Consider the following 11,270-nt stretch of genomic DNA (forward strand, 5'->3'; position numbering starts at 1 on the left):
CCAAAAAGTTTAGCAGCACCTCCCAAGACAGCAACCACCAAAGCTATCAGAATCCCCCGGTTGGTAAATTCCTGATAACCAACCCGTACCGTTAATCCCTCGATTTTCTCGTCTAATACTTTAATATCGCCTTTTAACTCTGCTTTGAGTTCGGCCTGTCCGATTTCTAATTTTGTGAGACGTTCATCGATTTTGTCGATTTTACTTTCAATCCTGGTCAAGACAGCTTCTAGGGAATAGGTGACAGTTTCGTTAGACATTTTGCTATACTTCTAGACTTATCTGGCGACTATCTTAATTATGAAGGGTTTTCATGGTCTGAGACTTGAGGATTTTAGGGATTGCCGCTCAAAGATTGGGTACTATCCAAGCAAGTACCTAAAACTAGAAAAGGGATGAAGTGGCAGTTTTTTGCGATGCTTAAAATGTGACTGCGATAATTAAACCGGAGACTAATAAGCCAAAACCGCTAACCAAAGGCCAAAAACGGGGATAAAACCGAATATTTCCGCCAGAGTGAGTTATTTGACTCCATTCCAGACGAGGAGATAAATCGCGACGAAACCAACCGAGAACTTGTACAGATGTATTGTTTATTGCTGCCATGGGGGGGTTAGTAGTCCTGATTTTATGCCAAAAACCAAAACGATAGTTAGGAGCGAGGGGAATTATGCCAGTGCTATCTTTAAGAAAGAAATTCTTTCCTTGAGCAATTAACTCACCGCGGAGTCGGACGGGGATAGCTGGGAGGGGATGACTGCAAGGATTATCGGTTAAAGAAAAAATATCGCTGAAACTAGCATTGTTGAGACGAGGATAACTGGCTAATCGATTGATAATTATACCCAAACCCCCACCGACTAAAATTAGGCCCAATGCACCCCAAGAGCTAAATTTCAGCCAAAGAAAATCAGCTATGACAACCCCAATAATAAAGCCTAGTCCCGAAGCATAATATAAACACAGTCGTAGAAAAAAGTTTTGATAGAGTTTCTTGGAATCTAATTCCATTTCTTGACATAATAATTTCCCCAGACTAAATTCTATATCTAGATCCATCTGTCGGGCATAGTTAGTTAAAGCGCGAATCCTTTCACCAGTCAGGGGATGATTAGATTGCAACTCTAACCATTTTGCCCAAGGGTTATATATATCCCAGAGAAAACTCTGTCCGATCCGGCGAGACTCCAATGCGATACCATAAACGTTACCGGCAATGATCGCATCCTGCTCCAGGGCAATATTTAATACATTTGTACTGAATGACAGGGGACTAAACTGGGCAGTTTCTTGGACTAAACCAAAGGCAATTTTTACTAAAGCGCGGGCCAAAGCATTGGGATTACCAGTAACTTGGGCAGCAAAATGATCGGCGAAGTATTCTCTAGTACGAGACAGATAAAGACAGCAAAAAACAATAATTGGCCTAAAAATAGTGATAATTGATGAGAGAAGGGCTAGAAAAACTGTGTCTTGAAAATTATTACCTTGATTTTGGGCAAAAGAATCGAGATAACAGCTTAAATGGTCGAAACTAGCACAGATAGTCATCAGGGCAAAGTCTCCCTGCCAAATATGCCCTAATTCATGAGCATATACCGTCGCTACTTCCTCATCGTCGAGATAGGTAAATAAACCTCTGCTAACTACTAAGCGAGCATTACCCCGTCGAGAGCCATAGGTAAAAGCGAGGGGCTGTCCGTCTTCGATAATGCCTAGTTTTGGCGGTTTTAACCCTTTTTCTCGGCATACACGCCCAATTACCGCCGCCGATTCCGGGCTATACCGTTTAATTTCCGCTAAGGACACCCAACGCACTCGATAAAGACGTTTTTGTGTCCAATCAATTAGATTCGGGGCGATAAAAAGGATGAGTCCGCCTAAGAAACCGGTCAAGAGCAAGGCAATAATTACACCCGTCCCCGCAGGGATGAGCAGCAAACGGGTAATTACAAAAAAAAGACCAAATGCTATAGCATAAAAAGCCGTAATTGTCAATAGTTTAGCAAAAATAAGTCTATTTTCGGGGATAGTCCGGGATAACCGGACACTTACCCGTGCTGCTCGTGCTGCCTTGGGCAGCGCTCGAAATTTGACCCCATTAGTGGCAATACCGATGGTTTTTTGTTCAGCACTAAAGATTGTCAGTAATCGTTTGGCCCACTGACTAACTTCCTGATCAAGATGATTTTCTAATTCCAGAGCTAGGGCGATCGCTTGTTGCCGTTGATTATTGCTGCGATAGGCCCGAGCAAGAGCCATTTTAGCTCGAATATATAAGGGAGAATGAAAATTAGCTGACTGTTGGCAATATTCTTCCAGTAATTCTACGGCCCTTGCGTAATCCTTTAGGCGTAGATATTTTAATCCTTCTTCCAGTGACATAGATATCCCTTAGCTGTTTATCTATGTTTAGAGATACCCAAAATCGTAGGAAAGATTAAAGGAGTTGGGGAAGTGGGGGTGTGGGGTGTGGGGGTGTGGGGGTGTGGGGGATTTTTCAGTGAGCAGTAAACAGTAAACAGTAAACAGTAAACAGTAATCAGTGAACTTAAAACTCTGGGTTCGACGGTAGTTACCATGATGGAAATTACTTGACTACATAGTTATATAGAATTTTAAACATAAATAGGTAAGCCAATGATAATTATTAAGTTTTATCAATATTTTGGGCAGTAGCGATCAAGGGAATCAGACAAGTTAGCGAGCCGATTAGGGAAATAGGGAGTAGAATAGAAAGGTTGTGAGTCTATAACTATCGTTAAAATACTATGGCTTGTCCCAAGAAGAAAACCTCAAATGCCAAGCGCGACCAACGGAGAGCGCACTGGAGAAAGCAAGCGGATCGGGAAGCGCAAAAAGCCTTATCTTTGGGTAAATCTGTCCTTTCTGGTCGTTCTAACAGCTTTGTCTATCCCACTAAAGAGGAAGAAGAAGGGGAAGACGAGGAATAATATTCCTATCGGTCATCAGTTACCAGAAAAATTTGGCTGTAGTTCGCTGTTAACACCGAATAAATGTCCTCAAGGTCTAGGACGGTGTAATAACTTGATAGTGGGGAGTGAGGTATAGAAAACCTTTTCGCTCCCTAATATTTTAAGATTTGTTTAGGGTTTTCGTTGCGAGTCTCAACTAATGTTAGGCAAATTCTTTAAAAAACCAGAATCTCCCGATCAAGACCGAGTTCCTCCGGGCCAATATCTCGCTAGTGGTTTTCCTGTGCTTACCTACGGGGATACTCCCCAAATCAAGACCGAGGAATGGTTATTTAAGGTTTGGGGAAAGGTGGCCACGACTAAAATTTTTAACTGGTCGGATTTTATGGCCCTACCGCAGTGGGAATTTACCAAGGATTTTCACTGTGTCACCCGTTGGTCAAAATTAGATGTGACTTGGACGGGAATTAAGGTATCGGATTTTATCACCTTAATTGACCTGCTGCCGGAAGCTACCCACGTTATGCAACACTGTTATGGCGGTTATACCACTAACCTGACCCTAGAGGAATTCCTGCACGAGGATAATTTTTTCGCTTTTCAATTGTTTGGTCAACCTTTACCCCCCGACCACGGTGGTCCGCTGCGCTTAGTTGTCCCCCATCTCTACGCGTGGAAAAGTTCTAAATGGATTAATGGCTTAGAATTTCTCGATCGAGAGCAATCGGGTTTCTGGGAACGTAATGGCTACCATCGACGAGGTGATCCCTGGTTAGAGGAACGTTATGGCGGTTTTTAACCAGTTTTGGCTTAAAATCGGGTGAGATAAGCAATCAAGTCCAGTAAGTCATAGCATTAAAACAAGCAAAAGTCAAGGGGGAAGCAACAAATTTTTACTCGATCGCAACTGGTTAATTATAATTGCCGAATTGCCTGATCGCACTTTTGAACATATCCTGCTAACCCCAATGCTTGAAATAATTTCCGCGCTTGAAGATATGCTTCTTTCGCTTCCGATATACGATCGAGTTTATAGTAGGTAAGTCCCAGATTAAACAGAGTCTTTGGTTCTCCTATGATATACCCCATTTCCTGAAAGATTTCTAAGGACTGTTGATAAAACTCGATCGCTTTTTGGTCTTCTCCTAGGGAACCGTAAACATTCCCCAAACCTAGATAGGAATAAGCTTCTCCTGTTATATCAGAGATTTCCCGTTTGATCGCTAAGGACTGTTGATGAAACTCGATCGCTTTTTGGTATTCTCTTAGGGAATTGTAAATATTGCCCAAATTATTGTAACAATACGCTACTCCCCTTATATCATCAATTTCCTGAAAGATTGCTAAGGACTGTTGGTAAAACTCGATCGCTTTTTGGTATTCTCCTAGGGAATGATAAGCATTGCCTAAATTATTGTAAGAATCTGCTTCTCTCGATCGATCTCCGATTTTCTGAAAGATTGCTAAGGACTGTTGATAAAACTCGATCGCTTTTTGGTCTTCTCCTAGGGAATAGTAAATACCTGCTAATGAGTCGAGACTCGCAACTAAATCAAGTTCTAGATTTAACTCTGTTTGTAAATCGATCGCTTTTTGATAATACTCGATCGCAAGCTGTTGTTCCTGACGATAATCTACCAATGGTGATCGATATAATAAACGAAGGTTATAAATCTTAGCTAAACTGGCATATAAACTCGCTAGTCTTGGCTCTTTTTTGCCTTTATTTACCTCGATTTGCTCGATTAGTTCTAACAAGTCTTCCTTAGAGATTGAAGGAATATCTTTATCTATAGTAATTTCGTCAAAAGATTGTAAAATTGGTAAAATTTCCTGAGAAGGTAAAAAGTTACTTGGAGGAGAAATAAAGCGAAAAACTCCTTTTCGCCAACTCCAAAAATCGGGGGACTTTTTGCGTAAATTTACCTCCACTGTGCTTGTTACCCAAAGAACAATGGAATAGGGAAATTCTCGCAATCCTTCCCTTGTCCATTGCAGATAACCAAAAAATTTATCTAGTTCCGATTTTTCCCGTTGCCATTCGATCGAGTGTAATTTTTCCACTCCTGTGGTTGTGATCACGGCGTTTTTGCTTTGTAATAACTCTGGTTTTCTGGAGACTAAACTAGCAATTGCTGCTCTTAAACTCGGTTCTTTTTGATCTAAATCAATCCGATAACAAGGGATTACTGGTTCTAATTCTTTGCTATAGCGATCGATGATTTCTTCTCGCAATTTTTCCTGATCACACACACAAATTAATATATTTAATCTCTCTTGATTTGCCTCTAGAGACACGATTAAACCTTCGTATTCTCTTTCATTTTGGTCAATAATTGAAGATGTTTCATCAGTCATAATATACCATTCAAATTGTTCCTCTTTTTTTCATTAACTCAACTACAATCGGATGCACGTTATACCAGAGATCGCCATTGCGGTATTCCAAAATATATAAACCATGCAGCAGATCTAGAAAATTTTGATCCTTGAGATCCTTCGGTTTTGACTTTTCATAAACAGTTTTAATAATTTCCTCATCTGCTGTACCGATACTTTCAGCAAAATCGAGACTAAGTTCTGTGATTGATTGTTCTAAAACAGCTTGATTAATTTTTAGGGTATTATCATCAGGATAACGACGAACCGATCGCAAACAAACCCGACAGCAATCATTAGTAATGCGAATTAATTCTCGTAACACTCCCCCACTATAAAGACAAATTTTTTCGAGGGTGTCAGGATCGATTAAATCGGAATCGATGCGCTTAGTGATAATCTCGGTTAAAGTAGCAATAATTTGCGGATCGGGTATAGCATTAGGTGAATTAATTTCTCCCTGTTTAAAGAGTTTATATACAGGCATTTGCACGATCTGATCGTTGGTTTCTGTTTGGAGAGTTGCCTTTAAAGCTACCTCTCTTAAAGCGGCGATCGGAATAGTCATAATAATCCGAAAACCGGGCAACATAATCGCTTTAATATGGGATTGAAAAATATCCCTTACCTGTGCTAAGTCAATTTTATCAATGTCATCAACAATTACTAAGATTTTTTTCTGACTTTGGGACTCGATCGCACTAGCTATAATGTTAATTTGGGCAACTAAATCGGTAATTCTCCGCTCATACTTTTGTTTGATTTCCTGACGAATAGTCGAATTAATCTTGAGAATTCCTTTAATGTGAGCTAGTAAAGCAGAAAAGTTAAAACCTGTTTCGATAGTGGCATCTGCTTGATTGGTTTCGGTGCGGATTTGTTCAGCAAACCATTGATAAAAGCTTTTTTTAATAGAATCTTTAATAGTTAAATTTTGGGCTTCCGCTTCTGACATCATCTGAACGGCGATCGAGAATAAAATATTAACATGATTTACGTCTGACATTTCGATCGTGTCTGAGATCGAGAAGAAAACAACAAAATAGCGATCATCTAACTTTCTTTTAAATTCGTAGAGTAGGGTTGACTTACCACAACCCCGATGTCCTGCTAGAATAATTTTTCCGTCTTCCGAAGGACTATCTTCGACCAATTGTTCTAATTCGTCGATAATTTCTGTGCCGTATTTAACAGCAAAACGCTGTAATTCTTTATCCGATCGCAGGGGTAAAAGTTCCAAATTGCGATAGGCTTCTCGAAAGGGTTCCAGTAAAGGACTAACCATGAGTAATTAAATTAAGTGGGTGGGTGGAATTAAATATAAGATGAACGTAGGTTGGGTTGAAGCATGAAACCCAACGCCTGCATGGGTTACTAACCATGAGTAATTAAATTAGACTGTGTTGTGTGAAGATAATTAGCCACAAAGAAAACCAGAAAAAAATTAACTAATAACTGATAAGTAGTTATAATTAAATTGAAGATGGATCCCCCCTGCCCCCCTTGATAAGGGGGGTGCCGATAGGCGGGGGGATCCCCCCTTAATCCCCCCTTGATAAGGGGGGTGTCTGACAACTTTTAACACCTACCTACTTAACTGATAACTGTTATTTTTCTGCTGCCCAACTGTCGGGAGTGTAGGTTTTTAATGCCAAAGCATGGATGGCTTCGGTAGCCAGTGCCGATTGTAAAGCGCCATAAACCATTTGATGCTGTTTAACGCGGGTTTTGCCGGCAAATTCGCCAGAAATAACCACCGCTTCCAAATGATCGCCACCTCCCGTTAAATCCCGAATCATCACCTGTGCATCGGGGATTTGTTCTTGAATCATCGCTTCTACTTGGCGAAAGTCAACCATCGTAACTCCTCAAAAGAATTAAAGATACTCTGATCCCATTGTTACCGAAAGCTCGTCAATGGGGACAAAATTTACTGCTGTGGGGGGGAGTTGTTAGGAGTTGCGGAGGTGGGAGTCGGTGCGGAGATGGGTGTACTGACAAATCCCATCTCGTAGAGTTGTTGATAGCTTTTTTGTCCTAATTCACTGGTGGGGTTTTGGGATTGAATCACCTGAATTAACAAAGGAACCGCCAATTCTGGCTGATTTTGCGCCCTATGGACCAAAGCAAGCTGATAGGTGGCTTCATCCCGCAGTTGTCCGGTGTTTAAAGCACTTTGACGCTGAGAATCGAATACTTTCGGGTCAATTCCTGAGAAACTATTAGCTAATTGCAGATGATAGTTAGATAGTTGGTTAAAAATCCGACGCGCTTGATTGAGTTTCTCCACAGCGACATCGTATTTAGCGGCATTAATAGCGGCGTTCGCTTCTTCCACTAAACGTTGTCCCCCCTGAAGACTCAGGACACTATCGGCTTGATTTAAGGGTTTTAATTCGTTAGGATCGCTGGTGGGATTGTTAGAGTCGGGGGTTTGTGCTTGTCCGTCAGGTGCGATCGCTATGACTAAACCGATCACCAGAGTGAGCAGATAAATTAAACTATAAGGCTGTTTTCGCTTAACCATAAAATTTCTCGACTTAATGTTCCTGATGGGAACGGCTATTTTTTCTAACATCGACAACTGACCTATAGTAGCTTTTTTGGGGCAGTTTCGATCCGACCCCAGCTTTCTAGACGTTAGATTTAGCGGTTTTGTCGCCATGGCAAGCGCTGATTTTTCCCGAAGAATCAGTACAAGTCCCCAAAAAGTTAGTTTATCCCCCCGATTAATGGTTTAAACACCGATAATTCCCCCCTTGCAAGGCTGTCCAGATAGAATAAAGAGAAAGTAGGAGTTTAGTTAAAATGTCTTTATCGCTGATTACCCGTAAGTTTACGGTGGAAGAATACGAAAAAATGACAACCCAGGGAATAATCAAACCCGATGAAAAAGTCGAATTAATTCGAGGAGAAATTATCAAAATGTCACCGATGGGAACTCGTCATGCTTCTAGTATAGATAGATTAATACAATTGTTCTGTCAAAAGTTAGGACATAAAATTATTCTCAGAGTGCAAAATCCGATTAGATTAAATAATAACTCTCAACCAGAACCAGATTTAAGTTTACTAATACCTCGATCGGATTTTTATGTTGCTGCTCATCCTGGTCCTCAAGATATCTATTTAATTATTGAAGTTTCTGATTCTACCCTCGATTATGATCGCTATACTAAAATTCCTCTTTATGCGGAGGCAAATATTCAAGAAGTTTGGATCGTCAATCTCAAGGAAGAATGTTTAGAAGTTTATCGCCATCCTCTGAATGGTAGTTATCAAGCTATGCAGAAATATTATCGAGGTGAAAGTATTTTTATTGAATCCTTTCCCGATATAGAATTCACTATTGCAGAAATTTTAGGAGTTTAGATGAACGTAGGTTGGGTTGAAGCATGAAACCCAACGCCCCGATGGGTTACGCTACCGCTAACCCATCCTACAAATGATTGTGCCTCCCTACTTAGAATTCACTATTGCAGAAATCTTAGGAGTTTAGTTAAAATGTCTTTATCACTGATTACCCGTAAGTTTACGGTGGAAGAATACGAAAAAATGGCAACCCAGGCAATAATCAAACCCGATGAAAAAGTGGAATTAATTCGAGGAGAAATTATCAAAATGTCACCGATGGGAACCCGTCATGCTGCCAGTATTTATCGATTAACACAGTTATTTTATCGAAAATTTGGCGGTCTTATTCTCTTAGGAGTGCAAAATCCGATTAGATTAAATAATAATTCTCAACCAGAACCAGATTTAAGTTTACTAATACCTCGATCGGATTTTTATGTTGCTGCCCATCCTTGTCCTCAAGATATCTATTTAATTATTGAAGTTTCCGATTCTACCCTCGATTATGATCGCTATACTAAAATCCCTCTTTATGCGGAAGCAAATATTCAAGAAGTTTGGATTGTCAATCTCAAGGAAGAATCTGTAGAAGTTTATCGCTATCCGCTGCAGGGTAGTTATCAAGCTATTCAGAAATATTATCGATGTGAAAGTATTTTTATTGAATCATTTCCCGATATAGAATTCACTATTGCAGAAATTTTAGGAGTTTAGATGAACGTAGGTTGGGTTGAAGCATGAAACCCAACACCCCGATGGGTTACGCTACCGCTAACCCATCCTACAGCTACAGCTGATAGCTGGTAGCTGCGGATTTATAACTTGCGTTCGTAACTTAACAAGGTATTTTGTAATAACATTGCCACCGTCATCGGACCGACACCCCCGGGGACAGGAGTAAGATAACTAGCCACTTCTAAAACCCCAGCATAGTCCACATCGCCCACCAAACGGTCAGCGACGCGATTAATACCCACATCCACCACTACCGCATCAGGTTTTACCATATCTTTAGTGATTAAATTGGCTTTACCGACAGCAGGTACTAAAATATCGGCACTTCTGGTTATTTCTGCCAGATTTTCCGTGCGCGAGTGAGCAATAGTTACCGTAGCGTTTTCCTCCAATAACATTAAAGCTAAAGGTTTCCCCACTAGAATACTGCGACCCACCACCACCGCGTGCTTACCGGCTATGGGAATATTATATTCTTTCAGCAGTGCCATGACCCCCGCAGGAGTACAACTGCGGATACAGTCATCACCCCGCACTAAACCGCCTAAATTGAGAGGATGTAAACCATCAGCATCTTTTTTCGGGTCAATTTGGTAGAGAAGGGAAACCGCATCTAAATGCTTAGGTAAGGGTAATTGAATTAAAATCCCGTCCACCCGCTCATCTTGATTGAGACGGACAATTTCCGCTAAAATTTCTAGTTCACTTGTATCGGTGGAAAAATGACGACCAAAAGAGGCCATACCGATTTTAGTACAAGCTTTCTCCTTATTGCGGACATAAACGGCACTAGCGGGATTATCCCCCACCATCAACACCGCTAACCCCGGAGGTCGTCCCATTGGAGATTTTAGCGTCTGGATGCGCTCTCCTAGACCAAGTTGGATTTTTTGAGCTAAGGCTTTCCCGTCGAGAATTTGGCAAGTAGTTACGGACATTCTATGATAATACCGAGAACAAAAATCTTTCGGATCTATTCTATGGTCAAAAAGATTGGCTAATGGCACTCGTTAAGGTTAAAGCAAGAATGTCTATTCAGACTCGTGTAGCGCGCATCAGCAGTTTATTATTATTGCTAGGGTTATTCGGTTGTAGTACCCTTGCTGACCTCGGTATTGCCGTTCCCTACATCGGTGATCCTCCCCTAACAGCGATCGAGCAATTACAGGAAAAACCAAAAGGCACTTTAGTTTATCTTAGGGGAACCGTGAGCAATTATGCCCCTTTTTTAGCGGGAGGAGCCTATCTTTTGCAGGATAAGTCTGGTAAGATTTGGATTCGCACCAATAGCAATAAATTACCCCGTCAAGGCGAAGAAATCGTCATTAAGGGCAAAATTGACTTTGAAGCTATTCCCCAGGGTTCCCAAACCGTTAACGAATTGTATGTGGTGGAATTAGAACAGATGGATGCAGTAGCAGTTAATTCGGTTCCCACTCCTTCTCCGTCCCCAGAAATTAAACCTTCCCCCACCTCAGAAGTTAAACCCCCAGAAAATAATTCTCCCCCGGTCTCCACTAAACCCCTGGAAAATCCCCGACAGGTGACAATTCCCAGCGCAACCGCAACAAAACCCCCAGAAACTCCCGTCGTTACCCCCGTTAAACCCAATCCACCCGTGCAACCCGTCGCGGAAGCGATTCCCCCCAAACCCCCCACAGTGATTAAACCCGTCCAAGATCCCCTCGATGCTTTCTTTTTACCCCATAAACAAAACGAGAAATAGCTAGGGTGTGGGGTGTGGTGCGATTCGTTGGCTAGAAACTAGACAGTAAGACGTTTAGAGGATTAGCCGCTTGGTAAATGTAGTACCTTGATAACTTTATAACCCTACAGGTGCGGGTTAGTAATAACCTTAGTCCTGTC

13 protein-coding genes are annotated in these 11,270 nt (G+C 41.3%); 5 read left to right on the forward strand and 8 right to left on the reverse strand.

Annotated elements, in window-relative coordinates; all coding sequences use genetic code 11:
* The 3 genes from PX482_RS11365 to PX482_RS11375 all read right to left on the reverse strand — a co-directional run.
* Positions 1 to 260, reverse strand: a 260-nt coding sequence (locus PX482_RS11365) for a DUF4164 domain-containing protein (protein ID WP_288122450.1), incomplete at its 3' end; no start/stop codon positions are given.
* Between the two features lie 160 nt (positions 261 to 420).
* Positions 421 to 2,385, reverse strand: a complete 1,965-nt coding sequence (locus PX482_RS11370; RefSeq protein WP_002760611.1) for a M48 family metalloprotease — start codon at positions 2,383 to 2,385, stop codon at positions 421 to 423.
* Positions 2,386 to 2,402: 17 nt separating this feature from the next.
* On the reverse strand, positions 2,403 to 2,582 hold the full coding sequence (locus PX482_RS11375; protein WP_288026649.1) for a hypothetical protein: 180 nt from the start codon (positions 2,580 to 2,582) through the stop codon (positions 2,403 to 2,405).
* 189 nt (positions 2,583 to 2,771) lie between these two features.
* On the opposite strand from PX482_RS11375, the gene rpmF reads away from it, so the two are divergent.
* Positions 2,772 to 2,954 (forward strand): 50S ribosomal protein L32, encoded by a 183-nt coding sequence (rpmF, locus tag PX482_RS11380; RefSeq protein WP_002760610.1) that lies wholly within the window; start codon positions 2,772 to 2,774, stop codon positions 2,952 to 2,954.
* Between the two features lie 181 nt (positions 2,955 to 3,135).
* A complete protein-coding gene (locus PX482_RS11385) occupies positions 3,136 to 3,735 on the forward strand; it encodes a sulfite oxidase-like oxidoreductase (protein ID WP_288026651.1) in 600 nt (199 codons plus the stop codon).
* Positions 3,736 to 3,851: 116 nt separating this feature from the next.
* Here the strand turns inward: PX482_RS11385 and PX482_RS11390 are convergent, their stop codons facing one another.
* From PX482_RS11390 to PX482_RS11405, 4 genes are all read right to left on the reverse strand, one after another.
* Positions 3,852 to 5,294 (reverse strand): tetratricopeptide repeat protein, encoded by a 1,443-nt coding sequence (locus PX482_RS11390; RefSeq protein WP_288096269.1) that lies wholly within the window; start codon positions 5,292 to 5,294, stop codon positions 3,852 to 3,854.
* Between the two features lie 10 nt (positions 5,295 to 5,304).
* A complete protein-coding gene (locus PX482_RS11395) occupies positions 5,305 to 6,600 on the reverse strand; it encodes a P-loop NTPase fold protein (protein WP_288096267.1) in 1,296 nt (431 codons plus the stop codon).
* Between the two features lie 322 nt (positions 6,601 to 6,922).
* Positions 6,923 to 7,174 (reverse strand): BolA family protein, encoded by a 252-nt coding sequence (locus PX482_RS11400; protein WP_002737239.1) that lies wholly within the window; start codon positions 7,172 to 7,174, stop codon positions 6,923 to 6,925.
* A 71-nt stretch (positions 7,175 to 7,245) separates the two neighbouring features.
* Positions 7,246 to 7,893 (reverse strand): hypothetical protein, encoded by a 648-nt coding sequence (locus PX482_RS11405; protein WP_288122452.1) that lies wholly within the window; start codon positions 7,891 to 7,893, stop codon positions 7,246 to 7,248.
* Between the two features lie 230 nt (positions 7,894 to 8,123).
* On the opposite strand from PX482_RS11405, the gene PX482_RS11410 reads away from it, so the two are divergent.
* Together PX482_RS11410 and PX482_RS11415 are read left to right on the forward strand one after the other, a co-directional pair.
* Positions 8,124 to 8,687: a Uma2 family endonuclease gene (locus PX482_RS11410; protein ID WP_288122453.1), complete on the forward strand. Its 564-nt coding sequence runs from the start codon at positions 8,124 to 8,126 to the stop codon at positions 8,685 to 8,687.
* A gap of 132 nt (positions 8,688 to 8,819) precedes the next feature.
* Positions 8,820 to 9,383, forward strand: coding sequence for a Uma2 family endonuclease (locus PX482_RS11415; RefSeq protein WP_002760600.1), 564 nt, complete (start codon positions 8,820 to 8,822; stop codon positions 9,381 to 9,383).
* A gap of 101 nt (positions 9,384 to 9,484) precedes the next feature.
* Here the strand turns inward: PX482_RS11415 and folD are convergent, their stop codons facing one another.
* A complete protein-coding gene (folD, locus tag PX482_RS11420; RefSeq protein ID WP_002760599.1) occupies positions 9,485 to 10,342 on the reverse strand; it encodes a bifunctional methylenetetrahydrofolate dehydrogenase/methenyltetrahydrofolate cyclohydrolase FolD in 858 nt (285 codons plus the stop codon).
* Positions 10,343 to 10,431: 89 nt separating this feature from the next.
* On the opposite strand from folD, the gene PX482_RS11425 reads away from it, so the two are divergent.
* On the forward strand, positions 10,432 to 11,130 hold the full coding sequence (locus PX482_RS11425; RefSeq protein WP_043999192.1) for a single stranded DNA-binding domain-containing protein: 699 nt from the start codon (positions 10,432 to 10,434) through the stop codon (positions 11,128 to 11,130).
* The last annotated feature ends 140 nt before the right edge of the window (positions 11,131 to 11,270 follow it).

The sequence above is a fragment of the Microcystis sp. M53602_WE12 genome (assembly GCF_030065455.1).
In the GTDB taxonomy this organism is placed as follows: domain Bacteria; phylum Cyanobacteriota; class Cyanobacteriia; order Cyanobacteriales; family Microcystaceae; genus Microcystis; species Microcystis aeruginosa.